At 38.6% G+C, this 26,392-nt stretch carries 23 protein-coding genes; 9 read left to right on the top strand and 14 right to left on the bottom strand.

The features are described 5' to 3' along the window. Positions 1 to 2: 2 nt before the first annotated feature. Positions 3 to 2,069 (bottom strand): tetratricopeptide repeat protein, encoded by a 2,067-nt coding sequence (locus ABI125_11475; GenBank protein ID XCF05344.1) that lies wholly within the window; start codon positions 2,067 to 2,069, stop codon positions 3 to 5. A gap of 154 nt (positions 2,070 to 2,223) precedes the next feature. Here ABI125_11475 and ABI125_11470 point away from each other — a divergent pair, with 154 nt between their 5' ends. From ABI125_11470 to ABI125_11460, 3 genes are all read left to right on the top strand, one after another. Continuing rightward, entirely contained in the window at positions 2,224 to 2,502 is a 279-nt protein-coding gene (locus ABI125_11470) for an STAS domain-containing protein (protein XCF05343.1), read from the top strand. A 15-nt stretch (positions 2,503 to 2,517) separates the two neighbouring features. Then, positions 2,518 to 3,774: an oligosaccharide flippase family protein gene (locus tag ABI125_11465; GenBank protein XCF05342.1), complete on the top strand. Its 1,257-nt coding sequence runs from the start codon at positions 2,518 to 2,520 to the stop codon at positions 3,772 to 3,774. A 101-nt stretch (positions 3,775 to 3,875) separates the two neighbouring features. After that, positions 3,876 to 5,093 (top strand): glycosyltransferase, encoded by a 1,218-nt coding sequence (locus ABI125_11460; GenBank protein ID XCF05341.1) that lies wholly within the window; start codon positions 3,876 to 3,878, stop codon positions 5,091 to 5,093. On the opposite strand, the gene ABI125_11455 is transcribed toward ABI125_11460, so the two are convergent. Genes ABI125_11455 through ABI125_11445 form a run of 3 tightly spaced genes read right to left on the bottom strand, consistent with a single transcriptional unit; the run spans position 5,083 to position 10,900 of the window. Beyond that, positions 5,083 to 6,600 carry a cellulase family glycosylhydrolase gene (locus tag ABI125_11455; protein ID XCF05340.1) on the bottom strand — a complete coding sequence of 506 codons (1,518 nt, stop codon included), beginning with the start codon at positions 6,598 to 6,600 and terminating at the stop codon, positions 5,083 to 5,085. The two genes, ABI125_11460 and ABI125_11455, sit on opposite strands and share 11 nt — an antisense overlap. Next, the gene (locus ABI125_11450) at positions 6,594 to 7,751 is read right to left on the bottom strand and encodes a hypothetical protein (protein XCF05339.1); all 1,158 of its coding nucleotides are present in this window, start codon (positions 7,749 to 7,751) and stop codon (positions 6,594 to 6,596) included. Before ABI125_11450 ends, ABI125_11455 begins: the two co-directional genes overlap by 7 nt. Positions 7,752 to 7,810: 59 nt before the next feature. Further along, positions 7,811 to 10,900: a hypothetical protein gene (locus tag ABI125_11445; GenBank protein XCF05338.1), complete on the bottom strand. Its 3,090-nt coding sequence runs from the start codon at positions 10,898 to 10,900 to the stop codon at positions 7,811 to 7,813. Positions 10,901 to 11,066: 166 nt separating this feature from the next. Here ABI125_11445 and ABI125_11440 point away from each other — a divergent pair, with 166 nt between their 5' ends. After that, a complete protein-coding gene (locus ABI125_11440; protein XCF05337.1) occupies positions 11,067 to 12,248 on the top strand; it encodes a response regulator in 1,182 nt (393 codons plus the stop codon). Between the two features lie 144 nt (positions 12,249 to 12,392). Further along, positions 12,393 to 12,776, top strand: coding sequence for an Hsp20/alpha crystallin family protein (locus ABI125_11435; protein ID XCF05336.1), 384 nt, complete (start codon positions 12,393 to 12,395; stop codon positions 12,774 to 12,776). Here ABI125_11435 and moaA read toward each other — a convergent pair. The 10 genes from moaA to glp all read right to left on the bottom strand — a co-directional run bounded on the left by moaA (position 12,773) and on the right by glp (position 19,934). Beyond that, positions 12,773 to 13,780 (bottom strand): GTP 3',8-cyclase MoaA, encoded by a 1,008-nt coding sequence (moaA, locus tag ABI125_11430; GenBank protein XCF05335.1) that lies wholly within the window; start codon positions 13,778 to 13,780, stop codon positions 12,773 to 12,775. The two genes, ABI125_11435 and moaA, sit on opposite strands and share 4 nt — an antisense overlap. A 40-nt stretch (positions 13,781 to 13,820) precedes the next feature. After that, positions 13,821 to 14,732, bottom strand: coding sequence for a bifunctional molybdenum cofactor biosynthesis protein MoaC/MoaB (moaCB, locus tag ABI125_11425; protein ID XCF05334.1), 912 nt, complete (start codon positions 14,730 to 14,732; stop codon positions 13,821 to 13,823). Positions 14,733 to 14,754: 22 nt separating this feature from the next. Continuing rightward, positions 14,755 to 15,120 carry a four helix bundle protein gene (locus ABI125_11420; protein XCF05333.1) on the bottom strand — a complete coding sequence of 122 codons (366 nt, stop codon included), beginning with the start codon at positions 15,118 to 15,120 and terminating at the stop codon, positions 14,755 to 14,757. A gap of 54 nt (positions 15,121 to 15,174) precedes the next feature. Next, positions 15,175 to 15,618, bottom strand: coding sequence for a molybdenum cofactor biosynthesis protein MoaE (locus tag ABI125_11415; protein ID XCF05332.1), 444 nt, complete (start codon positions 15,616 to 15,618; stop codon positions 15,175 to 15,177). Beyond that, positions 15,608 to 16,708 (bottom strand): HesA/MoeB/ThiF family protein, encoded by a 1,101-nt coding sequence (locus tag ABI125_11410; GenBank protein ID XCF05331.1) that lies wholly within the window; start codon positions 16,706 to 16,708, stop codon positions 15,608 to 15,610. The genes ABI125_11415 and ABI125_11410 overlap by 11 nt, the downstream gene beginning before the upstream one ends. 117 nt (positions 16,709 to 16,825) lie before the next feature. Beyond that, positions 16,826 to 17,059: a MoaD/ThiS family protein gene (locus ABI125_11405; protein XCF05330.1), complete on the bottom strand. Its 234-nt coding sequence runs from the start codon at positions 17,057 to 17,059 to the stop codon at positions 16,826 to 16,828. After that, on the bottom strand, positions 17,043 to 17,627 hold the full coding sequence (locus ABI125_11400) for a molybdenum cofactor guanylyltransferase (protein ID XCF05329.1): 585 nt from the start codon (positions 17,625 to 17,627) through the stop codon (positions 17,043 to 17,045). The genes ABI125_11405 and ABI125_11400 overlap by 17 nt, the downstream gene beginning before the upstream one ends. 1 nt (position 17,628) lies before the next feature. Continuing rightward, positions 17,629 to 18,369: a sulfite exporter TauE/SafE family protein gene (locus ABI125_11395; GenBank protein XCF05328.1), complete on the bottom strand. Its 741-nt coding sequence runs from the start codon at positions 18,367 to 18,369 to the stop codon at positions 17,629 to 17,631. Between the two features lie 18 nt (positions 18,370 to 18,387). Then, entirely contained in the window at positions 18,388 to 18,726 is a 339-nt protein-coding gene (locus ABI125_11390; GenBank protein ID XCF05327.1) for a LysR family transcriptional regulator, read from the bottom strand. Positions 18,727 to 18,728: 2 nt separating this feature from the next. Continuing rightward, positions 18,729 to 19,934, bottom strand: a complete 1,206-nt coding sequence (gene glp, locus ABI125_11385) for a gephyrin-like molybdotransferase Glp (GenBank protein XCF05326.1) — start codon at positions 19,932 to 19,934, stop codon at positions 18,729 to 18,731. 145 nt (positions 19,935 to 20,079) lie between these two features. Between glp and ABI125_11380 the strand changes: the two genes are divergently transcribed. The 4 genes from ABI125_11380 (at position 20,080) to ccsA (ending at position 26,292) form a co-directional block, all read left to right on the top strand. After that, positions 20,080 to 20,664, top strand: a complete 585-nt coding sequence (locus ABI125_11380; GenBank protein ID XCF05325.1) for a hypothetical protein — start codon at positions 20,080 to 20,082, stop codon at positions 20,662 to 20,664. 298 nt (positions 20,665 to 20,962) lie between these two features. After that, positions 20,963 to 21,562: a cytochrome c nitrite reductase small subunit gene (nrfH, locus tag ABI125_11375; protein ID XCF05324.1), complete on the top strand. Its 600-nt coding sequence runs from the start codon at positions 20,963 to 20,965 to the stop codon at positions 21,560 to 21,562. A 6-nt stretch (positions 21,563 to 21,568) separates the two neighbouring features. Continuing rightward, positions 21,569 to 23,071: an ammonia-forming cytochrome c nitrite reductase gene (gene nrfA, locus ABI125_11370; protein ID XCF05323.1), complete on the top strand. Its 1,503-nt coding sequence runs from the start codon at positions 21,569 to 21,571 to the stop codon at positions 23,069 to 23,071. A 77-nt stretch (positions 23,072 to 23,148) separates the two neighbouring features. Next, positions 23,149 to 26,292, top strand: a complete 3,144-nt coding sequence (gene ccsA, locus ABI125_11365; protein ID XCF05322.1) for a cytochrome c biogenesis protein CcsA — start codon at positions 23,149 to 23,151, stop codon at positions 26,290 to 26,292. Positions 26,293 to 26,392: the final 100 nt, after the last annotated feature.

Raw genomic sequence — 26,392 nt, 5'->3', positions numbered from 1 at the left:
CATTATTTCCTAAACCTAAAAATCGGTGTGTCAAACAAATACCATTTAAAACGGAGACCAAGTTCGGTATAGGTAAAACCGGCAGCGGTGGCCGAGGCAATATTACTTCGGGTGCCAAACAGGTTGGCCATACAGCGATTTGAAAATTTATAGCCTAGTTTACCTTGCGCTCGGTAGGTGCTTTGGCTGCTATCGTCTTCAATATATTGTAAACCAGTTGCTGCTGTTAATTCATAAAACCAGGCTTTGGGTTTGGTGATTACTTCGTTTTTAATCAGGTTTATAAATACCTCACCAGCATTGAATTTTTCCGGAGAAAAGTAAATACTGGGCACTTGGTTTTTAAACGTAATATATTGGTAATTGAGTCCGGCTTTTAGCGCAGGTTTGCTCAAAATATTATAGTATAGCGAGGTGAATAGTAAATTGCGGCTATTGTCATCATTCTGCCAGGTATAAAAATATTGTGTAAACCAGCCCAAATTGAAGTTGGTGCTGAGGTTGTAATTCGCGTAAATATTGTTCATTACAATCTCGCGATCTAATAAATCGGCATTAAAACTTTGTATTTCACGTTTATAGCCCACATCGAGCACTTGGAGTTTTAACGGTTTTATGTTGAAAGATACATCGGCTAGGAGTTGCGTGTAGTCTTCGGTTGCTGCTTTTGCAGAAGAAACACCAGCCGTTCCCTTAAAAATTACATTGGGCAACAATTGATAGGCGAGGCCCAACGACAAATTATTCGAGGTGGCTTTGTTGTTAGTTACTGTATTGTTGGTGATTCTGTAATTATAGCTTCCCATCATTTTGAATTTTATGGACATGGGAAATTCAACCGAATTTTGTACCGAAAATGCTTCGTTGTTGCCGTTGTCAAAACTGTAACTGGCTTTGGCTTCGTAAAACGGTGTAAAATTGGTGTTTAAATCTTTTATAAATTGTGAGGCATCTTTTTGTTTGTCGTAAAACTTTAGCGTGTTTTCGGCCGATTGGTAAGCACCGTCATAAATACCGAGGGCTTTTAACGTATTGGCTTTGCCCAGATTGCCATCAAACGAGGTGCTATCGTTAATCAAAATTTGGTTGTAGTCGGCCACACTTTTTTTGAAATCACTTTTATAGATGTTTAAGGTGGCGCGTAATGCCAATACCCAATTTTTGTTAGGGTGTTTTTCAATTAATTGGGAGATGAGTTGGTCGGCCTGTTTAAATTTTTTGTTCCAAATTAAAGCTTGTGCGTAGCGCTCGGTGGTGGCTTTTATTAAATTCTGGTCGGTGTCTTCAGTCAAACTTAAAAATGCTTTCTCACTGAACTTTAAAGCTGTTTTTTCTTTACCGTTTAAATGGGCTACGAGTGCCAAACCGTTTAAAGAAAGCAATTTGTTTTCAGGATTTTGAGCCAAAATATTGTACGTGGCTTCGGCATCTTCCAACCGGTTGGCGATTAAATATAAGTTGGCCAAGTTGATTAAAGTGTCTTTATCATTATCAAAAAGCTTCAAATTTTCTTTCAAAAGATGTTCTGCTTCATCGTATTGTTGAGCCTGTTGCTTTTGGTAAGCATACCCCAAATAAATATACTTTTTCGATGTGAGTGCATTGGGATTTTCAGGTGATACTTCCAAAGCCTTGTCAACAAAAACAAGGGCATCTTGGTATTCCTTTAAGTTGGATAGCGTATTGGCATAGCTTAAAAGTGCCGGGAAACTTTTCGCATCTTCATCAATTAAACCTTTAAAATAGTTTTTTGCTTGAGGGTATTTTTTGTTCCAGAGCAAGGATTCGCCGTAATTCAATTTTACCTCGAAGTCATTGGGGAAATCTTTCAGCAAATCAATAAAAAGCTGTTCTGCCTGTTGCGCGTTGCCGTTTAAACCCACGGCGCGGCCGTAACACAATCGTGCTGTTTTATTTTCAGGGTGGTTGTTTAAGATGTTCTTAAAATAGGTTTCAGCTTTGGGGTAATTGCCTTTTTCCAAATAGTTAAAGCCTTTCTGCATGTGTTGTGCAAAGGCCAAATTAACCAATAGAAATAGCGTAAATAGGGCAATGGATTTGACGGTCATGATTCGGGGTTTATTCTTTTTGCAAGTTAAGCATTCAACTGTAATCATTCATCTACAGTAACGTGCCACTCACCGAAATTGATTGGTATTACATTGATTCTTAAGGCATCTTTGTGTCTATAACCCCAAGTAATATTAACCAAAATTTAAAGTTATGGCATTAAAAATTAAACAAATAAAAGATGTTTTCATGGTGGAAGGTACCATAATCTCCGATACCGTTAAGCAATTTAAAAACCATTTAGAATTCCTTATTATTTATTCTAAAGCATTGACCATAAATATTGATGCTGTAACTTCAATTGATAAAGATGGCATGAAGGCTATTGAAGAATTGTATAAGATGGCTTTAACTTATAAAAAACCGTTTACCATTGTGGGCTATGGTTGCAAGGAAATTTATGAAGACATTCTAGTGAATGATGCCGCATAACAAAGCTGTGAAATCATGCAATTGATAGCCTCTTTAAAATCGAAAAAAATAACGCCCGAGCAGCTTTTTATGCTCAGCGTATTGACCGTTAACGGCGGAAACTACTTGTACAATCTTATTTTAGGCCGTGTACTTGGGCCAGCCCAGTTTGCCGATGCAGCCGTGTTAATTACTTTTTTATTGGTACTGTCGTTTGTGGCCATGACTTTTCAATTGGTTACAGCGAAGTTTTCGGTGATTTTTGAAAACAGCATGTTTTCTAATTTCATATCAAAAGTGTACCAAAAAGCCATTGTTGTTGGCTTAATTTTAGGCGCTTTGATCGTAGTGTTTTCTGGCGCGTTACAAAACGTGTTCAATACATCGTCATCAAACATGTTTGTGGTTTTTGGTATTGGTGTGCCGTTGTACTTTATTATGAGCGTAAACCGCGGTGTTTTCCAAGGAAAAAAAGCTTTCAAACAGCTTTCTATTACTTATCAAGCTGAAATGTTGAGCCGATTGTTTATTACATTAGGCCTGATTTTTCTGTTCAGTTTACAGTCTTCAGTAATTATTGCATTCGGTATTTTAATTTCGTTTGCATTCGGACTCATACCGTTTAAAACCGAACATATTTCATTCAAGAAAACATTTTTAGATAAAGCACAAAGTAAACAAATCAGGAACTTTTTTGTACTGACCGCCTTTTATGAATTAACGCAAATTATTATTAACAATAGCGACATTTTATTGGTTAAGCATTATTTTGAATCGTACGAAGCAGGATTGTATGCTTCGTTGGCGCTAATTGGGCGGATTGTTTACTTTATCGCTTGGATGTTTGTTATGCTGCTGTTGCCCACTGTAGTACAGCTCGAAAAGGAAGGCAAAGAAACGGCTCCCATTTTGTTTAAATATGTGGGCTACATTGCCGGTATTGCCACCCTGATTATAATTGGGTGCGCTTTGTTCCCAGAAACGGCGATAACACTTTTGTTCGGCGACAGCTACTTGGCCATGGCGCCTTTGCTTTGGAAATATGCTTTGGCAACTGGTATGTTCGCCGTTTCCAACATTTTTGCCTACTACTACTTATCGTTAGACCAATACGTTCCGGTAATCATTTCTGGCGTGTTTGGTATGCTGCAAATGGGCTTGGTAGTGTTTTTCCACGATAGTTTAGAGGAGGTGGTCCATATGCAGATTATAGCCATGGTGATGCTGCTTGGCATTCAGGTTATTTTCTTTAGATGGAATGTGGCGCAAAAGGCGAAAAAAGAGCTCGTCTAAGGAAAACAGCCATTCGTCTACACTTAAAAGCGAACTAGCTATTTACAACCATTTCTTGAATTTATATATTCCAAATTTGTATTAATACAAAACCTACAATTATGAAACTGGCTATAGTAACCGCATACCCCCCAAGTAAAGTTACTTTAAATGAGTATGCCTACCATCTCGTAAAACAGTTTAGACAACAACAAGCTGTTAGCGAATTAGTTTTATTGACTGATAAAACTGAAGAAGCAAAAGATATCCAATTTACCGAAGATGGTTGTAAAATTACAGTTAAGGAATGCTGGAAGTTTAATAGCTATGCCAATATTCTTAGCGTAAGCAAAGCCATTAGAAAAACGAAACCTGATGCGGTTTTGTTCAATTTGCAGTTTATGAAGTTCGGCGATAAAAAAGTGGCAGCGGCACTAGGGTTGATGTTGCCTTTGGTTTGTAAAATAAAACGAATCCCTAATGTGGTTTTGCTGCACAATATTTTGGAAGAAGTTGATTTAGGGAGTGCCGGCTTTACCAACAATAAATTAATGCAGAAAGTATACGGTTTCATTGGTAGCTCGTTAACACGACTCATTCTTCAGGCCGATACCGTTGCAGTTACCATGCAAAAATACGTTGACATTTTACAAAAGAAGTACAACGCAAATAACGTAAAATTAATTCCTCACGGCACTTTTGAAATTGCTAAAGAACCTAATTACCAAATTGCGACATCGCCAATGCAAATCATGACTTTCGGTAAGTTTGGAACTTACAAAAAAGTTGAAGGCATGATTGAAGCTGTAGAACAAGTGCGTAAACGTACTGGTTTGGATTTGGAGGTGGTCATCGCCGGAACCGATAACCCTAACGTACCAGGGTATTTGGCAAAGGTGCAGGAAGATTACAACCATGTACCACAGGTTAGGTTTACGGGTTATGTTGAAGAAAGCGACGTTCCTAAATTATTTAATGAAAGTGCGGTGGTGGTGTTTCCATATACATCCACTACAGGAAGCTCTGGTGTGCTACACCAAGCAGGAAGTTATGGTAAAGCCGTAGTGATGCCAGATTTAGGCGATTTAGCCCTATTGGTGAAAGATGAAGGTTATCAAGGTGAATTTTTCGAGCCTACTTCGGTGGATAGTTTAGCCAATGCTATTGACGCGATTGTAACCAACGAAACCTATAGAATACAATTGGGCCAAGCCAACTACAAAGCTGCAACGGCATTCCCTATGGAAAAAATTACTGAAATGTATTTAAATGCATTCTACGATATTATTGTGAAACAATCAAAATTGAGCGGATCGATAACCAAGGAAGCTATTTTTTAGCTATGTACCTGAAGGCGGGTTTAGTCTCTCCATTTTGGTTTATAAAACCAAAATACCCTTGAACCCGTTTACGCCAAGGGAGTCGTCCAACGACTTCCTTTGGTACTTCAGCAAAATCGTATAAAGTCCAAGACATAAATTGTAAATCATTGTTTGCAATTATTTCTTGGGCTTTTTTATGGTAATTGGCCTGGTCTTCTTCGGTGCTCCCAAATGGCTTCCATAAACCTCTGTAAGACGATAAACCGAACTCTTGAAGAACAATAGGTTTATTGGGTATTTCGGTTTTTAATGCTTTCACAGCACTATCTAAAGTGTTTAAATCATCATAATAATGAATGGACACAAAATCTACTTTGTCCTTTAAAAGCGTAGCGCTTTCGGTATTCGACCAACCAATGGTAACAGGGTGACGGCTATCAACCGATTTTACTAAATCTATCATATGTTCTAGCCAAGCCATTACGTTATCCTGACCTCTAGACTCAAAATCTAAGTTGGGTTCATTTTTAATATCGTAAGCCAATAAAGCGCCGTGATTTTTTACGGCGTTGACAATGGTTTCGGCATGCCGCTGATTGAGAGTCCAATTCAGCACCGAATAATCACCATAAAAATCGAAGAGTGTCAAAACCACTTTGAGCTTATTCTCCTCGGCTGCATCTAAGGTTTGTTTTAGTTTTTCAAGTTTTTCGGGTTTTACGGCTGCCTTTCCAAAGTCATCGTATTGCACAAAAATGCGCACTGAATTTAAACCAGTTTCTTTAATAATTTTAAAGTCTTTTGAAATGGTGTCTTTATGAAATTTTTCACCAAACATATCCCATGGACTTGCCTGCGGATAATAATTAATGCCTTTAATGTGAAGTCCGTCAACCGAGGCCGTTTGGCTGCTTTCACTTCTAGTTTCAGCATGTTCTTTTACCAAATGCCGAATGCGCCAAAAGCCATCTTCTAAGAGTAGAACCATTTTATAAGTGGCTGTTTCGGTGGTTTCCAAAACCAGTTTTTTGGCTTTGAAAATTCGCTTGTATTCTACTACATCCTTATCGGTAATCACAGCTAATTGCCCATCTTCACTAAAAAACTCTAAAATCGGATGGTGTTCTAGTGTAGTAGATTCAATAGTGATGTTTTCAGCTTTATTACGCTCAATAATGTTAAACAAGTTTTCTCGGGCACTTTCGGTGTAGTAATCTTTTATACCTGCAGTTTTATTGCTTTTATAGGCCACATGCCTCACGTACCAAGCATCTAAATAATCGTTTTCAATAGACTTGAGGTTTTCGTCGTCCATGGGGCGGCCTTCGTTTTGTAAAGGAGCCCAGTCCATTTTGGCGAGATATTGTTCTACTTTTTTAATTTCGGTATGTAGCATGCTGCTGCGGTCGGCACCGGTATTGAGGTAACTGAAAATGGCGCTAACGCCCGAAATGATTAAGGCTACAAGCATAATGTAGGAAGCTATTAAAATGGTACGCATTATATTTTTATTAAGACCTACCATAGTTTTTTTGATTTGAATTCTTTAGTCAATCCAGCGATTTCAATGGTAAAATTATAGTTAGCATTTTTATAAACTTCTGGTTTTAAATTGAAATTTACAAAGCCGTTGAAAGCCGTTTTAATTATTGTGTCAATTAATTTATTGTCGTGGTAAATAAGCAACTTTACTTGCAGACCGTCAGGAATCAGTTGTTTCATGAAGCTCTGCAACGGCCCCACGGAAATATTTCGGTTTCTTTCAGAAAACGAAACGGTAAAATCGTCAATAACCTGTTTGAAGCTGATGCTTATTTCGTTGCTTTCAGAAATACCTTCAACAAAGGCTTTGATGGTCCAATCATCGGCATAATCTGGATGGATGATTTTTGCGGAAGCCACACCATCAATAGTAGTGCCCGATGTTTTTAAAATATTGCCTTTGGAATTGGTAATAAAAAATGTAACAAAAGTACCGTCGCTAACAATATTGTTGTGTTTGTCTTTTATGACTGAAGTTGAAAAAGTTGTGATTTGGTTACCATCGGCATATTGGTGCGGGCGGCTTGATGAAATAATAAAGTCATTGGGTATGGCAGCGGAAACATTTATAGTAAATTCTTTTGAACTGGTATCCAGGCTCTCGGAAGATACCAACATTCGACCGCTTTCTTTTTTTGAATGAATGTTTTTATGAGCGATTAAATTTTTCGTGAATACGCTTTCGCTGTCTTCCGAGGTTAAAAACTGATGCTTTACGTTGACCAAAGTATTTGAGGGCACGGGATTGTCTAACGAGTCCGTTGGAATAACCACCAACATACTGTAATCTAAGGCGCCGGCCTCAATACTTGTAGGGCCTAAATAGGTTTCCATAGTGGCAACTTCGGCTTTAGGTTGCATGCTTATGGTTCCTGAAATGGGATTTTCATTTTGAAGCAAAGTCCAATTGATCACACCGATTTTTTTGGTGAAACTATCGGGTAATTCATATATTAAAACTCGGTTTTCCAATTTTGGTAGAATTAAGGTCGATCCATAGCTGTTAGAGCAGTACAGAGATGGCGTACTATTGTTAGGTGCCGAAAATTTTAAAATAATTTGGTCGCCTGCTTCGTAGTGGGACTGGGCAGTTATCGGCGTTATTTTATCGCCAACATTGTTTTGTTGAGCCATGCTAAACGGCGATACAAGCAACGCGCAAAAAACGAATATGTAAAAATGTTTAAAGCTCATTAAAACGGACTTCCAATATAACTGTTAATTTCAACTTTTATATACTTAAAATGTGGATGGTCAATGGGTTGTAATTGGCCATTGGTATGGTTTTTAATTCTGTTGGGTACAATTTTATTCGAAATGCTTTCATTGGGCAATCCGTTAATAAAAATGTTTTTCATGCTTTCATTTATTACCGAAACGGAACCATCTTTCGGAATAAGATATTCAAAATTTTGTTTTCGTTGTTGCCTGATGCCATCTTTTAAAAACAAGTGGTCTACCCAAACCATCTTTTTGTTTTCGTTGTAATAGGTAATGAGCAGTTGCGGGATGGTAACCTCTTGTATACCGCTATTAAACAGGTTGCCGGTTACAACTTGGTCTTTGATGTTTATTTCGCTTAGCACCACATTTTTATATAAATCGGAGCCAGCCACATTTCCTGCCACTTGCAAATTGAATTTGGTGGGTTGTTCTTCAAACTCCACCGGAGTGAATTCATCGGGGTTGAAGGTATCGGGAATGGAATCTTCGGTTTTAGACCACGCTATGCCTTCAAAATTAATTCGGAAACTGCTCGATTCTTTAGGCATTAATTTATGCTTTACGTGGTATTTGGCGTTGTAGGTAGCTAGCTGTTTGTTGTTGTCGTTGTAGAGTGTGCCTTTCAAAATAACATCGGCCGGTACGTTATCAATATTTTGAACTTCGCCAATTATAGCATAGCTACCGTGATATTTAACCAGTTTGGCCGTTACTACTTCCAAAACGGGTTGTTTTAGTACATCTTCGTGATAGGTTTGTTCGGTGGTAACGCGTCGTCGACCTTGATTGTAATATTTTGTGACATTACTGGAATATAACTGATCTGGCGGCAAATCGTTATTTAAATCGTCGGGTTGCAAATACCATTTACCCTTGATTTTAGAAAGCGATTTATAATCTACTTTTTCAATTTTTTCCAGTGGAGTGATCCATTTTGTCATCACTTTTGCCGATACCGTACTGTCGTTATGTGTTGTGATTTCAGTTTTTATAGCATCCATTTTAGCATAGCTACTCAGCAAACCATCGGTAACCGAAATTTCAAGCATGTATTGGGCTATAGGAATATTGTTCCTGGGGTCGATAAGGCTGTGGGCTTTTTCAAACTCCTTAAAATCGAGTGCATCGTAATAGGCAATAATCGCATTTTCGGGACTGCGTTGCGAATCGTTTTTCAGATAAAATAGGTAAATACCGTAAAAAACAACAACGGCTAAAATGAAAGACCAAACATGCGTAATTCTTAACACATTTCGGTTGAATTTATTATATAAAAGGGAATGTTTTAAAAAGTCGGGCACAGGTTTGAGCCTGGTTTTCAGCATATTCACCCATAACATTTGAATGTTAAGGATAAAGGCAATTAAAACGGTTAAAAATGGCATGATACCCCAATGGACTTTTAGCCATTTGGCAACATCTTCTTTAGGGAGGATAGATGCCACCGGAGGAATGTTTAGCCGTTCCCAAACCATAATACCGTTTTCTAATTGCCGCAAGCGTTGCCATCCGCAGAAATACAGAATGGGGTCGTAAAATTTATCGTTAGAGAAAATATACTTGAGATTGTATTTTTCGGGTGTGGTTAAAAACTGTTGCAACGAACCTATACCGGCAACACCTTTAAATTTTGAATTTTCCAAACGCTCAATGGGCCGTGTGGTCAATTCAGGTAAACGTCTTGCTGAGTGGTAGTTGCCATCAACCGTCATAGCGTTGGTTTGTGCACTTAGCCAAGCCATTTGATCGCCAAAGCCCAAAGTTAAAAACCGCCATTTATCATGGTCGTCTTGGTTTAGGAAATTCACGATGGGTAGCATTTTTATTTTTTGCGGTTGCGATGGCCTAAAATAGCCCAAACTCATGGTGAAAATGACCATAAAGACGAATAGTCCCGCCAAGATGCCACCAATAATGCGATGGTAAACCGCACCAAATTTAGCTTGAATTAGAGCTTTTAAATCGCCTTCTACAAATCGAAATGCAAATTCACCCATCATGGGAATAGACATGATGGAAGCCCAAAGGGTAAATCGATCTAAGGTTAAAATATTAAAGGCTGTTTCGCCTAAAACTTTTAGGGGAATAGGCGTTGTGCCTCCCGTTCCTAAAATGGTTAAAATGGTGATTGAAAGTCCGAAAAACAAATACCGTTTACTGTAATACCGATAGAAAATATAGGGCAGTAGTACGAGCAGAACGCCCCACGGAATTAAGAAAAACACCAAACCCGAAGAGGTGATTTCCAAAAAGTTATCGCGAGAACCGTGCGGTATTGGAACCTGGGTTATAGGGTTAGCTTTGGAGTTTATCCAATATGGCAGGATGCAACCCACTATTAAAACCAAAGAACACATCCCAAAAGTAATAATGCGTTTAAAAAGTTTGAAAAAACTATTTAAAAAAACTTTAAAGGTGACTTCTTTCATGGAATTTACCTGCTCTCTCGATACGTCCATAATCACCATTCCAATCAATGGGAATATAAAAAATACCATTCCGAAAATAGGGGTAACGTGGTGAGAGGTTACCGTCACCGAAATTAAAGATAGGCACGTGGCCAAATACCATTTTTCACCTGTTTTCAGCCATAAATAGATTTCGGGAAGGGCATGCATCAACACCGAAATACCTACTATGCTTGGCAGTTGCCCAAAAATATGTAAGGTTTCAACAAACGATGATGAAAACACCGCTAAAAGGGAGGCGTAACCCGCCACGGTTTTGTTTGAGGTAATTAACAATGAAAACCGATATGAACCAGTAATGAAAAGAACAATGGCTATAAGTGCCACGCTAAACATCCCAAATTTGAGTCCGCCGACTAATGAGAGCAAAGCAATAGATTGATGAACCAGCGGCGGGTAACTTTGTACTGTAAATCCTGTGTACCACTCGTAGTTCCAAGGTTCAAACCAGCTGTTGGCATAATGGTCTGCAAAAAATAAATGGATTAAAGCGTCATAAGTAGTCTCTAATGTGAAAAATATCGAGCTACCATGAAACGCCAAACCTAAAAGTAGGGCAGAGATTAAGTATTTGTTTGAGGTTTCTTTCATTACTGTTAGTGGTGTAAAGATAAATAAATTAAGTAGCTGTTCATTTTTTAATCATCTACAGCAATTTGCCATTCGTCGACACTTAATTTTAGCTTAACTAAATTAGGATTTTAAAAGCGTCATTCGTGGTATTTTTGGGACACCCCAAAACAAAAACCAACTTATTATGAAAGTTTTAGCGATCGATGATCAGCAGCTCGTGCTGCTTCCGCTTCAAAAAAGATTAACAGAATTAGGGTACGATGTAAAAATCGAAACTGATGCCCAAAAGGGATTGGAACTGTTTGAATCTTTTAAACCCGATTTAGTTATTGTAGATATAAATATGCCACGGGTTTCTGGCCTGGAAGTGGTTCAACATATCCGTCTAAAACAAAAATCGCAGGTACCTGTAATGGTTCTTTCTGGTGATACGCAAGATGATACCATTACCGAAGGATTCGAGCTAGGTATTAACGATTACATGAAAAAGCCATTAAGTTTAAATGAAATCTGCGCCCGCGTAAAACGTTTAATTGGTGTTCCGAAAGGTACTAATGTTATTTCAAAAGGAGAAGTGTTAATTCAACAGCGTTGCGTGGGCGTAGTTATTCCTTGTTACAACGAAGAAGAGCGGTTGTTAAGCACCGAATTCTTAAATTATATTGATAAAAATTCGGGGTACCATTTGTGCTTTGTAAACGATGGCAGTAAGGACAATACGTTGCAGGTGTTAAAAAATCTCCAAAAAGGACGTGAAGACTTCATAACGGTTTACGACTGTGAAAAAAATGGAGGAAAGGCCGAAGCCGTGCGACAGGGCATGTTGTTTATGGCACAAAAGGAAGACTTGGATTATATTGGTTTTTTGGATGCCGACTTATCTACCGATTTATCCGATTTCGACGATTTGGTAAAAACCATTGAAACTTCAAACTTTAAAATTGTAAGTGGTTCGAGAATTTCAAGAATGGGAGCTAATATTACGAAAGAATCTGCTCGGAAAATTATTAGTTTAACCATCAACTACATCATCCGAAAAATCTTGAAAATGGATTTTAAAGATACGCAGTGTGGTGCGAAGATTTTCAGTAAAGATGTAATTGGAATTGCGTTCAATGAAAAATTTGTTACACAATGGATTTTTGATGTTGAAATTTTCAAAAGAATGAGTAAGCATTTCGGACTCAAAAAAGCAAAGGCCATGCTTTGCGAACAGCCTTTAAAACGTTGGGTTCACGCCGATGGCTCTAAATTATCCATGAAAGATTCCATAAAAATTGTAATGCAGTTGGCTCAAATTGCATGGGTGTATAAAGGTAAAAAGGCAAAAATTTCAAAAACAGAAAGTCAACTTAAAGTGGCCTAACGTCAATGTTAACAAATTATTAAAACATTGATTTTCATTGTTTTGATTGAAGTTTTGATGTAACTTTAGTTCGGACAACTACTAGATAGAGACACTCTATACTATTTCTTTACGTTACAATCAAATCTTTTAATTTCTTTAGTCATGACGCCTACAAGCATTTTAACGCCTAAACAGCGTAGATCGCATATTTCAAAATTTAGTTTACAAAACAAGCTCAGTAAGAATAATTTAAAAGTTCAGGAAACCCGTTCGGGTTTTCATTATGAATTAAAAATTCCCGGCTATATAAGAGAGGATTTTAACTTTTATATAGAGGGCAATGATTTGGTAATTACTACAGATAAGAGTAAAACTAGTATGGCCGAAAATAGTGGCGATAATAGAAAAAGACACCATTATTGTTATCCTTCTGCTTATTTTAAAATGAAGATTCCACTGCCAAGCAATATTGTAAGCAATAAGATTTCAGTAAACTATGAGGACGAGGTTTTGTCTTTCGATTTGTTTAAACTGAATTCGTATTAACCGCCAATAGTAATCATACTACGGTTGTTGTTGTGCAATTTCGGTTCCTGCAATTTCTTTAAGGTATCCATGCCTCCGCGCATTTTAAACTTCGCCTGTACTGCTTTTTGGATAACAGGTTCAATAGAATGTCCTGCCCGAAGGGTGGTTAGTAAATCGGATTCGGAGGATGAAAATAAACAGTTTTTCAATTGGCCGTTGGCGGTCAATCGAAGCCTGTTGCATGAATCACAAAACGGATTGGTTACCGAGCTTATAACTGCAAAACTGCCTCGGTAACCTTTAATTTTATAGTTTTTTGAGGTGTCGTTGGGTTCATCTTTTAGGCGGATAACATCGTCTTCTGAAAAAGAAGCATTAACGTATTCCATCACTTCGGCGTAGCTTACCATTTTGCTCATGTCCCATTTGTTGCCATCAAAAGGCATGAATTCAATAAAACGTACCGAAATGGGTAAATCTTTTGTGAAATTGATAAAATCAATGATTTCATTATCGTTAAATCCTTTCATTAAAACGGCATTTACTTTTACTTTAAAACCTTCTTTCACCAGTAATAAAATGTTATCGTAAACCTTTTTAAACTCGTGACGGCGGGTAATGTGTTTGAATTTTTTTTCATCCAACGAATCCAAGCTCACATTAATTTTATTTACCCCGTTGGTTTTCAGTACATCAATAAATTTATCGATGATAACAGCGTTCGAGGTAATGGATATCTCCACAGGAAGTGTAGCTAGTTTTTCCAAGATAACGGGAATATCTTTTCTGATTAAAGGTTCGCCACCGGTTAACCTGATTTTATTCACACCGTGTTTTACAAAAGTTTTGGCTATGCTGAATATTTCCTCATAGGTCATTAAATCACTTTTAGGAGAAAGCTGTACGCCTTCTTCGGGCATGCAATACGTGCACCTTAAATTACAACGTTCAATCAACGAAATGCGCAAATAATTATGCTCCCTGCCAAAATGATCTTGTAATATGTTCGACTCCTTCTTCATTTTATATTTTTCAACTATCAACTATCAACTATCAACTATCCTAATCATGTCTTGCGCCTCGTAAAACTCCAAAAATGTGCAACACCGATGGAAATATGGCATCCATAGATTCTTTTGCGCCATTGGTAGAGCCAGGCAGCGCCAATACCAAAGTGTTCCCGATGGTACCGGCAACACTCCGTGAAAGCATTGCGTACGGCGTTCGGTCCTGTCCGTAATTACGAATAGCTTCTTCGATACCGGGAATGCGTCTGTCCAATAACGGAATTAAGGCTTCGGGAGTCACATCGCGACCCGAAAGTCCCGTTCCGCCAGTGTAAATAACTAAATCTACGCCTTGCGAATGGTAGGTTTTTGCTTTTTCAGAAATAATATCTTTTTCATCAGGGATGATAATGTATTCATTCACCTTAACTCCTGAAGTTTCTAATTTTTCAATGATCGCTTTTCCGGCTTTATCTTTCTTTTCTCCTTTGGAAATAGTGTCGCTACACACAACAACCGCAGCAGATAAATCACTTCTAAAACGGTTTTTGAAACTGGATTTTCCGCCTTTTTTGTTCAATAACTTTATGTGGTGAATTTCAATGCCTTTATCTATGGGTTTCAGCATATCGTACATGTTTAGAGCGACTACGCTGGCCCCGTGCATGGCTTCTACTTCAACACCGGTTTTATAAATGGTTTTTACGGTGAATAGTACCGTGATTTCCAATCCGTTTATTTCGTATTCCACACCAGTAAATTCGATTGGCAAGGGGTGGCAATCGGGTAAAATATCTGGGGTACGTTTTACGCCCAAAAGTCCGGCGGCCTTGCTCATGGCAAAAACGTTGCCTTTGGGCACGGTGTCGTTTTGTATCGCTTCGATGGTTTCGGGTTTGCTTACCTTAAGGACTGCTTGTGCGATAGCGGTTCGAAGCGTTGTGTTTTTATGTGTAATATCTACCATGACTGTTTAATCGTTGATTTGTTTAACTGTTTAATTGGGAATTACGTAATGCGTTTAGTTTATTGGAAATTTTTTCAACTTCACTTCGTAACATTTGATAATCGTTTTCTCGAAGAAACCCCAAATCTTTTGAAATTATAATTTGATTTAAAACTTCCATTAATGAACTAAAAGCTAAAGTTGAAAAATGGGCTTTATCTTTATTTGTATGTCGAGAGGTTCCTTCAGCCAAATTGGAAGCTATGGATATGGATGCTCTTCGTAGTTGATTCGTTAAACCGAATTTTTCTTCGTTGGGAAAGTCTTTTGTAATTAAATAAATTGATTTAACTAATTGTTTTGAATCACTCCAAACATTTAATTTTTCAAATGAAAATGTATATGCCATATTTTACTTTTTTACGATTAAACGGTTCAACAAATAAACAACTCCACAAAAACACTAAGTGTTTTTCTTCCATTGATGTGTTTCGTCCTCAAAAATTTCCTTTCCAAAAACGGGAACATTTGCTTTAATCTCTTCAACGATATATTCCAAAGCTTCAAAAACTACTTTGCGTCGGGGCGAGGATACGAAAACAAACAGGCAAATTTCGCCGGCTTTTACTGTGCCTAAGCTGTGGTAAATATGCATGCAAGTCATGTCGAATTTTTCAAAAGCGGCCTCTCTAATGTCATGGAATTTTTGATTGGCCATATCTTCGTAAGCGGTGTATTCAATGGCCGAAACGGTTTTTCCATCAATAACATCAGCACGTACTTGGCCCAAAAATATGTTGTGGGCGCCAATGCTGGTTTTCGTTTGATGTTTGGCAATAGATTCTCCAATAAATGCTGAAGAAATAGCACCTTGTTTAAATACGTTTTTTGGTTTTTTATCTGACATGGGTCGTTGTTTTTTGTTGTGTTTCTAAATAATTATTGATTTCTGGAGCGCCTTCCTTGATACTGTAGCAATTTGAAAAACCTGATTCAATTAAAAAAGAAACGGCCTTTTTGCTACGGATACCTGATTGGCAAAAAATGAAATTTTCTTTCTTTGAATCGATTTTTTCTAAATTGTTTTTCAACTGACTTAATGGAATATATGTAACCTCCAAACCATCTACTTTTGGCATTTCGTGTGGTTCGCGAACATCAATAAACTGAACGTTTTCCTTTTTTAAAACGGCATCAATTGAAATTTCAACATTTGGGATTGCGCAATTCTCTTCCATTTGCTTTTTGCTGAAAAGGTGCTTTTCTTTCAAAACTTTTGAAATTTGGTTTTCTGATTTGCTAATTTTCAAAACAGAAGATTGCGCCGTCAAAGCGTTATAGCAAAGCAGTTTCCCTGAAAGGGTGTCGCCAATTTCTAAAATAATTTTTAAGGCCTCGTTGGCTTGCATGGTACCGATAATCCCGGGTAAAACACCCAAAACGCCAATTTCTGAACAGTTGGGCACGCTGCCTTTTGCTGGGGCATTGGGAAATAAGCAGCGGTAGCTCGGTCCATTATTGTAATTGAACACCGAAACCTGCCCTTCAAACTTATAAATTGCTCCAAACACCAAAGGTCTGTTTGTGATAATGCAAGCGTCGTTAACCAAATACCGCGTTTCAAAATTATCGGAGCCGTCAACAATAATGTCGTATTTTTCGAATAGTTCGATGGCGTTTTGGTAGGTGAGTTGCTCCGCAAAAGCGATGATGGAAATCTCTGTGTTTAAATCTTCCAAGCGTTGTTTTGCCGCTATGGCTTTGTTTTGGCCTAAACTGGCACTGCCGAATAATACTTGACGTTGCAAATTGGAAGTTTCAACGACATCAAAATCGATGATGCCCAGAGTGCCCACACCGGCAGCAGCCAAATATTGTAAAATAGGACAACCCAATCCGCCAGCACCAATAACCAGTACCTTGGCGTTGTTTATTTTGTCTTGGCCCGTTTGCCCAATTTCGGGTAAAATAATATGTCTGTTGTATCTGTTTGTCATTCCTGCGAATTTTCGTCATTGCGAGCGAAGTGAAGCAATCTTATTATTTTTTTATATAATTTTTTTGAAAGATTACTTCGTCGTTTCCTCCTCGTAATGACATTAAATACTAATGTTTCACCCCCCCGAAAACGGTGGTAATAATGCGATTTCCGCGCCGGTTAATTTTTCGTCTTTAGAAACCAATTCTTGGTTTTGTGCTATTTTAAATTCTTTATTTTTCAAATTATTGTACTTCGAATAAAGGACATCCAAAACCTTAGAAATAGAACCTCCCGAAACCTCCATTTGTTCCATTTCCTTTTGGGTTACTTCGGCAATTTGTCCGAAATATTTAATGGTTATTTTCATGGTTAAGTTGTTTAAATTCTTCTTTTGTATTCACATTAATCGTGGCGTGGTTTAAATCGTCTTCCAAAACCACATTTTTATAATGGCAGGATTGTACGGCCACTCGCAACCGCCGTTCGTTTTGCAGCAAAAGTTGATAAAATATATCTTTTACTTCGCGTTTGTAAAGCGAAATGAGCGGCATGGTTTTGCCGTTGCTTTCAATTTGAACGATTGCAGATTTATCATCGGTATGTTCAATCAGTTTGTTTAAAATTTTAGTCGTAATCAACGGAATATCACAACTTAAAATTAAACTGTATGGCGTGGTTGAGACTTTTAGTCCCGAATAAATTCCAGATACCGGCCCCGCACTTTTTACATCGTCTTCAATGCGTTTAAAACCAAATTGGTCATATTCAGGATGGTCTGAAACTATAATGATTTCAGAAACCAAAGGCAACAACGCACCAATGCTATGCTGAACAAAAGGTTTGCCATTATAAAGCAAAAGCCCTTTGTCCGTCCCCATTCGTGAGCTTTTTCCACCCGCGAGAATAATGCCTGTTATGTTGTTTTTTTCAATCATTTTAAGTGAAAAACAATTTTACCGAAGCGATAATGAGTACGAATGCCAAAATATACCTTAAACTTTGATTGTTTATTTTTTTGCTTCCCAAATAGCCGCCTAAAACGCCACCTATCAGGGCAACGGCCACTAAGAGGAACGAAGCTGCTTCCAACCGAACGCCGGTACTGATTTGCCCAATCAGTCCAGCTGCCGAGTTTACCCAAATAAATAATGCTGAAACGGCTGCCGCTTCTTTCATTTTTCCCCAGTGCAACAATAAAATCACGGGGGTTAAAATGATGCCGCCGCCAATGCCAATGAGGCCAGAAAAGAAGCCAATAACACTACCCACAACCAATCCTTGCCATAGTTTCACTTCTTTTATCGTGTTGCTTTCCCTGCCAAAAACATTCAGCATTTTTAAAATGGCGAACACCAATAAAACGGCCAATATTTTTTTATAAAGTGAGGCCTCAATTTCTAATGTGCCCCCAATAAATGCTAGTGGGATGGAAGCTATGGCAAATGAAAAGAACAGTTTTTTGTTGAAAAAACCACCTTTATAATAATAGTAAAACGAGATGCCCGCCACGAATAGATTTAGTAATAGGGCAGTGGGCTTCATGGTTTCGGGTGCAAACGAAAATAAAGCCATTAATGCCAAATAGCCACTTGCACCGCCGTGCCCCACACTCGAATATAAAAAGGCCACGATGGGCAGCAGAAATAAAAATGAGTATATGTTCTCGGTTTGGAGCATGTTTTTAGTGAATATATTTTAGAGGTTTTCAATCTTTTTAAGTTGGTTGTCTAAAAAATCCCAACAGTTTTTATTGATTTCGTCGAATGCCGTAATTAATGACTTTCCGTATTCTGTCAGTTCGGCACCGCCACCACCTTTGCCACCAATGTTGTTTACTGTAACCGGGGTTTTGGCCGATTGGTTTACTGAATCAAGAAGGTGCCAGGCTTTTTTATATGAAATATTCAAAGATTTTGCCGCTTTCGATAACGACCCCGTTTCTTGAATAGCTTTTAAAAGCTGTACACGCCCTTCGCCTAAAAGAACATGGCCATTAGACTCAATCCATATTCTGCTTTTTATTTTGTAATCCATAATTAAACGGGTAATAAAATGGTTTCAACGGTGTCGTTAATGTCTATTTTAGTGACGTGTTCCGGAACAAAAACCAAAGCGTTCGATAGGGCAAAGGTTTGTTGCATGGCCGAACTTTGTCCTTCTAAAATTTCAACTTTTCCGTCTGTAAAAATGGCTTTTAAAAATTGTGGACGGTCGCCTTTTTTTTCAAAATTTGAAAGCGATTTGGCTTCAACATATGGTAATTTATTGCTTTCGCGGCCCATCATGTTTTGCAACGCGATATACACATAAACATAAAAGCAGGTGAGGGCTGCAGCAGGATTTCCGGGCAATGCAAAAATGGTGGTGTTATTTTTTTTTCCGAAGAAAAGCGGTTTACCCGGCTTTTGCTTGACTTTATAAAACACTTCCTCTACGCCAAGTTCATTCAAGGCTTTGCCCACATAATCGTAATCGCCCACCGAAATGCCACCAGTTATCAGCACCAAATCATTCTGCTTGATTATGGTCTTTAATTTGTCTAAGGTTTTAGCGTAATCGTCTTCTAATTTATGTATGGAAACATCATAAAATTTGAGGCTGTACAGGGCACTCAATAGCATCTTTGAGTTGCTTTCGTAAATTTTTCCGTAGGGTAAATCGGTGCCGGGTTCAACCAGTTCATTGCCCGTTGAAATGAGTGCAATGGATGGTTTTTGAAACACCGAAACTTCAGATATACCTAACGACGACAAATATCCGATAGCAGCAGGCGTTAATTTCGTGCCTTTTTTTAAAGCCAGTTCACTTTGTTTTACCTGCTCACCCAGCGGACGGATATTGGTTTCGTTTTCAACGTGATGTTCAATTGAAATGGACTTGCCATTAACTTCCACCTTTTCCTGCATCATCACGGCATTGGCAGAATCGGGAACGGCAGCTCCGGTAAATATCCTCAACGCTTCCCCTGGTTTTAAAACAGGTTGTTGACCATCGCCTGCTTTTATTTCACCAATTAATTGGTATTCCAAACTGTCATGCAAATTCAAGGCGTAGCCATCCATGGCCGATTGCCTGAACGGAGGCATATTAATGGGTGATAGTATGTCTTTTGATAATTCGTAACCACAAGCTTTTTCAACAGGTTTAGTAGTTACTTTTAAAAGTGGTTTTACTTGTTGTTTTACTAATTGTATGGCTTTTTCAATAGAAATCATGGGATGATTAGCGTTGTGTCTTTGCAAATATAGCGAATTTGGGAATTGTTTTGCGCTTCAATGAGGCAGAATTCCAGTTTATTTAGATTTGATATAAATAATACAGATGTGACGATCGTCAGTTTTTAGATTTTATACATAAGGTAGATTTGTCTTTTATTAATAAAAGTTTATGCCAATCACAAGTTATTTAGCCCACCCGCATTCTGGAAGAAAACAGCGTCTTATTGAAGCTTTGAAAGCTTTGCCGAATTGCGATGTTGTTCCTGCTGAAAATGAAAATCTACTCATTGCAATTACCGAAACCGATAACCAAGAGCAAGACGATAAACTAAAACAGACCATAGAGAACCTTGAAAGTTTAAAGCTTCTGGCCATGGTTTCTGCCATTGTAAGAAGTTTTACGGCGTTTAAGATTGAAGATAAAACCATCAAGAAAATAGCCATGGTGGTGACCGTAGCGGCACAGATTAATTTAATCCTGCTTATTTCAGAATTGTTCAAAGAATTTTACGCCCCCACGCACCACAGTGAAAGTGCTTGTTATTTGTTTTTTGGATTGCACGGAAAAGATGCTTTGTTGCCTTGGATTTGGACGGCCATTCCTTTAAACGTGTTGGCCACGGTATTGTTAACCTTCCATAAACTGCGCAATAATTTTAAGGTGCTGTTCTTTTCTTGTTTTATTCTGTTTGTGGCCATTTGGATTGAAAAAGGCTTCGGATTAATCGTTCCTGGTTTTATCCCCGGACCTTAAGGTAAAATTGCCGAATACACACCCACGGGCATCGAAATTGGTGTGACTTTGGGTATTTGGGCTCTTGGTGCTTTTGTGTTTACCATTTTGGCTAAAACGGCTATTGGGATCGAATTGGGGAATATAAAATATAAGAAAAATAATAAAAATTAATGTGTTCATAACATTGAGTAAGAAGTAATTTTTTTATCTTTAAAATGATAAAAGTCAGTTTTTTTAAGGAAAAAATATGGGAGTTTTGTTCGTGTCCAAGCCATAAAATAGTGCAGCTAATAAAAAAAATTAATACTTAATAATTGTGAACCTTCGAAAAAACATACTTCCGGACAAGGCATCAAGATGGAGAACCATAGCGGTTTTTTTAATAGCTGTTATTACAGGATTAGGTTTTTTTATGGCAAAAGAAGCCGAATTGGTATCGTATATGTCTGATAATCCGCAAGCCTGCGTAAACTGCCACGTTATGACACCCGTTTATAATAGTTGGATGCACAGCTCGCACCGCGAGTGGGCCAATTGTAACGACTGCCATGTGCCGCACAACAACGTGTTCAACAAATATTATTTTAAGGCGAAGGATGGCCTGTTCCATGCTTCGGTTTTCACGTTAAGGGCCGAGCCCGAAGTGATGTTTATGCGCGAAGCATCAGAAGAAGTGGTTCAGAACAATTGTATCCGGTGCCATGTACAACAAGTTACTCAAACCAAATATGCAAATTGGATTGACGGCCATAAAGAAAACAGAACCGATAGACAATGCTGGAGCTGCCATCAAGAAGTGCCTCATGGCAGTGTTCATGGTATTTCAACCATAAAAAATAACATAGCGCCATTGCCCACCGATACGGAAGAAGCCGTAATCCCCGAATGGCTCGAAAATCAAATAGCTGACCAATAATTTTTTTTGAAAATGAAAAACAAAGTATTATTTATCGTTACCGCCGTAGTTGTTTTCCTCTTAGGAATGTTGGCGTCAAGTATCGTTAACCGAAAAAATGAAGCTAAATACAAGTACGTTCCTAAAGTTGAGCTTGGGGAAAACGAACCCCGTAACGAAGAATGGGGCAAAAACTTTCCTGCCGAATACCAATCGTACATGCAAACTGCCGATACCAGTTTTGCATCCATGCAGGGCGGTTCTGCCATGCGCGACGTGCTGCATGAAGATTCACGTTTGGTGGTGCTATGGGCAGGTTACGGGTTTTCAAAAGATTATAATCAGGGTAGAGGGCATTATTACGCCATTGAAGATATACACAATACCTTGAGAACTGGTGCGCCCGAGGGGAAAGGCGATGGCCCAATGCCGGCTACTTGCTGGACCTGTAAAAGCCCTGATGTACCCCGTTTAATGAACGAAAATGGCATTGCCGAATTTTATTCCGGTAAATGGGCCGATAAAGGGGCCGAAGTGGTTAACCCCATTGGTTGCGCCGATTGCCACGATTCAAAAACCATGAAACTCACCATTACCAGACCGGCTTTGGTAGAGGCGTTTCAAGAAATGGGCAAAGATATCAATCAAGCAACGCACCAAGAAATGCGTTCGTTGGTTTGTGCGCAGTGCCACGTAGAGTATTATTTTGATAAAAAATTACCCGGAAAAGAAGGGGTGCCTTATTTAAAGTTTCCATGGAAAAATGGGATGACGGCTGAAGCCATGGAAGAGTATTACGATGAGATAGAGTTCAGTGATTGGACACATCAGTTAAGTCGTGCCCCAATGTTAAAGGCACAGCACCCAGGTTACGAAACATATTTAACGGGTGTACATGCCGATAGGGGTGTTTCTTGTGCCGATTGCCACATGCCTTATAAAAGTGAGGGCGGACAAAAATTTACCGATCATCACATTCAGTCGCCTCTCAACAATGTAGCTAACGCCTGCCAGGTTTGCCATCGTGAGGATGCTGAAAAACTGAAACTAAATGTTTACGAACGCCAACGTAAAGCCACAGAAAACCGCTTGAAGCTGGAAGACTTTTTGGTGAAGGCACATATTGAAGCAAAAAAAGCTTGGGATTTAGGCGCCACCGAAGCACAGATGAAAGCTATTTTAACCGATATCCGCCATGCGCAATGGCGTTGGGATTATTCGGCCGCTGCTCATGGTGCTTCTTTCCATTCGCCTGTTGAAACGGCTCGTGTTATGGGAGGAGCCTTAACCATTATTCAGGAAGGGCGTTTAAAATTGGCCAGGCTCTTGGCCGAGCTGGGGCATAATGCTCCCGTTGAAATGCCCGATATTTCAACTAAAGAAAAAGCGCAGGAATTTATTGACCTCGATGTTGAAAAATTAAAATCAGAAAAAGAGGAATTTAAGAAAAACCTGGTGCCTAAATGGCTAGAAGAAGCCAAAAACCGCGAAGCTGATTACAGCAGCAAAAAAGTGTCCATGGTCAATTAAACTTTTACCAAGTTAAAACTAAAAGATAACACTAAAAGTTACAACATTTTTCGTGTTATCTTCTTTCTTTATGCCCTATGCAGAAATTATATAGATTCTTTTCGTCCTCAAGTTTAGCGCTGTTGCTGCTTTTAGTTTTTGCAGTTGCCATGGCCGTGGCCACATTTGTTGAAAACGATTTTGGAACAGCGACCGCCTGGGCCGTTATTTACGATGCTTGGTGGTTCGAATTGGTTATGCTGGGATTGGCCATCGCGTTCCTGGCCAATATTTTCAAATACAAACTGTTGCGAAAAGAAAAATGGGCTGTTTTATTGTTCCATTTGGCATTTATCGTTATTGTTTTAGGGGCGGCCATTACACGATATGCGTCTTACGGCGGGGTGATGCGCATTCGTGAAGGTGCTTCATCAAACGTAATTATTTCCGATACTAATTTTTTAACGCTTCATATCAGCGATGGTTCACAAAGTAAAACCATAAAGAAGAAACTATCGTTTGCGCCAATTGGTAACAATGATTTTTCAATCGATACGGAATTCAACGGAAAAAAGATAGAAGTATCATATATCGATTTTATTGCAGATGCCGTACCGGAAGTTGTAAATGACGAAGCTAATGGCGAACCTATTTTAGAAATGGTGATAACGCACGGCAACGGCAGAAACAGTATTTTTTTAAAAAAGGGTGAAGTAGAAAGTATGGTTGGCCACCAGCATGAAATTGGTTTTGAATCTGATAAAAAAGGCATCATAAATATTTCTGAAAAAGATGGCACGTTTTTTATGGAATCACCCAAAAACCTTGAGTTTTTTGTGATGTCAACCCAACAAGCCGGAAAAGTAAAAAAAGACAGTTTACAGGCCGTTACTTTAAGAACATTGTACCGCGATGGCGATATGTCGTTTGTGCCGTTGGTGTATCATGAAAAGGGTATATTTCAATTGGTAAGCGGTTCGGAAAAACCAAAAGACAATGAAGAAACTAAAGACGATGCCTTGATTGTTAATGTGAATGTGGACGGGCAGGAAAAACCTTTGAATATTTTATACCGACAAGGTTTTTTGCCAACGCATCACCACCTCGAAATGGGCAATCTTCAGTTAACCCTTTCCTACGGTGCTGGTGCCATACAAACGCCGTTCGCCATAAAGTTGAATGATTTTCAATTGGAACGCTACCCAGGCTCAACAAGTCCGTCGTCATATGCCAGTGAAGTCGCCATTTTAGACAACGGCGAAAACATGCCGTACCGCATTTTTATGAACAATGTTTTAGATTATAAAGGCTATCGTTTTTTCCAGGCGAGTTACGACACTGACGAAAAAGGAACGGTGCTTTCCGTGAGCTACGATAGAGTGGGCACCTTGGTAACTTATCTGGGCTATTTATTGATGATGCTGGGGATGTTTTTTTCGCTCTTCGGAAAAACATCGCGTTTTCAATTCATCAATAAAAAATTAAAAAAACTAAAAAGTGTTGCCGTAGTGGCATCGTGTTTATTTCTTTTTGCGGTTCCCAATTCTGTTTTTGCAAATAAACCAACAGATTCATTAAGTGTCAACGTTGAAAAGGCATTGAAAAGCCAGCAAATAGATGAGTTGCATGCCGATTTTTTCGGAAGGCTTTTGGTACAGGATTTAGATGGCCGCATAAAACCAATAAATACGCTGGCATCAGAGTTTTTGAGGAAAATTTCAAGAAAAACAAAGTTTACGTATAACGATTTGTCGTTCAACGCCAATCAAACGTTTTTGGCCATGCATATGCTTCCCCAGATGTGGCAGCGGGTACCCATAATCAAAGTAGATTTTAAAAAAACAGGAAACTTGTTTGATGGTGTTGAAGTTGGGATTAACGGCCTTTTGGCCTTTAGCGATTTAATGGATCGGTCGGGAAATTATGTGTTGGCCAAACAGGCTGAAACTGCCAACCAAAAGAAGCCGGCAGAACGCAACGAATTTGATAAAGAAGTTCTCAAAATAGATGAACGCTACAATATTCTTTACAATGTCTTTATTGGCAACTATCTAAAAATATTTCCGAATAAAAATGACGACAATAACACATGGTTCAGTTACACGCACCATTTTTCAGATTTTCCCGAAGAAGATGGGCTGTTTGCAAAAACCATAATTCCGGCCTATTTTAAAGATGTTACAACGGGAAATTATGAAGCCGCGCATGATAAACTGATGTATATAAAAAAATATCAGGATGTTTTGGGGGCAGAGGTCATTCCTGCACCAGAGCGTATTGAAGCAGAAATTTGGTATAATAAAGCCAATGTTAACTTTTGGATGTTTCAGGTGTTTTTTACGCTCGGTTTCGGTTTGTTGGTGTTGGCTATTTTAAAAATGTTCTCGAAAAAAAAGTGGCTTACTTTCCTCAACAATATTTTTATTATTTTGGTGCTCATTGCTTTTTTGTGCTTTACGGGTAACATTTTATTGCGCTGGTATGTGGCCCAACATGCACCGTGGAGCAACGGTTACGAAATGTTGGTTTTTGTAGCCTGGGTGTTGGTTTTTTGTGGGTTGCTAACTTTTAGAAAATCTGATTTTTCATTGCCATTGGCAACTTTGTTTTCGGGAGCCCTGCTGTTTGTAAGCTATTTGGATTGGTTAAGTCCAGAAATTACAAACTTGATGCCGGTGTTAAAATCGTATTGGTTAAAAATTCATGTGGCCACGATTGTTAGCAGTTACGCGCCTTTGGCTTTATCGGCAGTTTTAGGAATTATGGCCTTGCTGCTAATGATTTTTAAAACTTCAAAAACCAAAACTATTATCGACATAAAAATCAAAGAACTCAGCTATATCAGCGAAATGGCCATGACTATTGGTTTGTTTGTTTTGGCGGTCGGCACTTTTTTAGGGGGCATTTGGGCCAACGAATCTTGGGGCCGATACTGGGCCTGGGATCCTAAAGAAACCTGGGCGCTCATTAGCATCATTGTTTATGCCATTGTGCTGCACTTGCGGTTTGTGCCGAAATTGAACAATGTTTATGTGCTCAATGTGGCCAGTATGTTCGCGTTTTGGTCTATTATCATGACCTCATTTGGTGTTAATTATTATTTGGCTGGCTTGCACAGCTATGCCGCAGGAGACCCATTGCCAATACCCTCATTTGTGTATGTGTTGGTGGCTTTTATGGTTTTGATAGCGATTTGGGCTTTTTTTAGAGAAAGTAAGCGAACGGAAACTTTAGTCGAATAAGTATTTTTTGCTTGCATTGTAAATAATTTTGTTGTGTATTTCTAAATTTTTTAAAAACATTTTTATCAATTCTGAAAGTGAAAGCCTTTATTTTGTGTAA

Origin of the sequence: Tamlana crocina, from assembly GCA_040429635.1 — a bacterium.
Taxonomy (GTDB): domain Bacteria; phylum Bacteroidota; class Bacteroidia; order Flavobacteriales; family Flavobacteriaceae; genus Flavisericum; species Flavisericum crocinum.
The sequence above is the reverse complement of the archived record's forward strand: the minus strand, read 5'-3'. Positions and strand labels throughout refer to the sequence as shown.

Coding starts and splice junctions, on each gene's coding strand:
- ABI125_11475 (XCF05344.1), bottom strand. CDS start 2,069: ATGACCGTCAAATCCATTGCCCTATTTACGCTATTTCTATTGGTTAAT.
- ABI125_11470 (XCF05343.1), top strand. CDS start 2,224: ATGGCATTAAAAATTAAACAAATAAAAGATGTTTTCATGGTGGAAGGT.
- ABI125_11465 (XCF05342.1), top strand. CDS start 2,518: ATGCAATTGATAGCCTCTTTAAAATCGAAAAAAATAACGCCCGAGCAG.
- ABI125_11460 (XCF05341.1), top strand. CDS start 3,876: ATGAAACTGGCTATAGTAACCGCATACCCCCCAAGTAAAGTTACTTTA.
- ABI125_11455 (XCF05340.1), bottom strand. CDS start 6,600: ATGGTAGGTCTTAATAAAAATATAATGCGTACCATTTTAATAGCTTCC.
- ABI125_11450 (XCF05339.1), bottom strand. CDS start 7,751: ATGGCTCAACAAAACAATGTTGGCGATAAAATAACGCCGATAACTGCC.
- ABI125_11445 (XCF05338.1), bottom strand. CDS start 10,900: ATGAAAGAAACCTCAAACAAATACTTAATCTCTGCCCTACTTTTAGGT.
- ABI125_11440 (XCF05337.1), top strand. CDS start 11,067: ATGAAAGTTTTAGCGATCGATGATCAGCAGCTCGTGCTGCTTCCGCTT.
- ABI125_11435 (XCF05336.1), top strand. CDS start 12,393: ATGACGCCTACAAGCATTTTAACGCCTAAACAGCGTAGATCGCATATT.
- moaA (XCF05335.1), bottom strand. CDS start 13,780: ATGAAGAAGGAGTCGAACATATTACAAGATCATTTTGGCAGGGAGCAT.
- moaCB (XCF05334.1), bottom strand. CDS start 14,732: ATGGTAGATATTACACATAAAAACACAACGCTTCGAACCGCTATCGCA.
- ABI125_11420 (XCF05333.1), bottom strand. CDS start 15,120: ATGGCATATACATTTTCATTTGAAAAATTAAATGTTTGGAGTGATTCA.
- ABI125_11415 (XCF05332.1), bottom strand. CDS start 15,618: ATGTCAGATAAAAAACCAAAAAACGTATTTAAACAAGGTGCTATTTCT.
- ABI125_11410 (XCF05331.1), bottom strand. CDS start 16,708: ATGACAAACAGATACAACAGACATATTATTTTACCCGAAATTGGGCAA.
- ABI125_11405 (XCF05330.1), bottom strand. CDS start 17,059: ATGAAAATAACCATTAAATATTTCGGACAAATTGCCGAAGTAACCCAA.
- ABI125_11400 (XCF05329.1), bottom strand. CDS start 17,627: ATGATTGAAAAAAACAACATAACAGGCATTATTCTCGCGGGTGGAAAA.
- ABI125_11395 (XCF05328.1), bottom strand. CDS start 18,369: ATGCTCCAAACCGAGAACATATACTCATTTTTATTTCTGCTGCCCATC.
- ABI125_11390 (XCF05327.1), bottom strand. CDS start 18,726: ATGGATTACAAAATAAAAAGCAGAATATGGATTGAGTCTAATGGCCAT.
- ABI125_11380 (XCF05325.1), top strand. CDS start 20,080: ATGCCAATCACAAGTTATTTAGCCCACCCGCATTCTGGAAGAAAACAG.
- ccsA (XCF05322.1), top strand. CDS start 23,149: ATGCAGAAATTATATAGATTCTTTTCGTCCTCAAGTTTAGCGCTGTTG.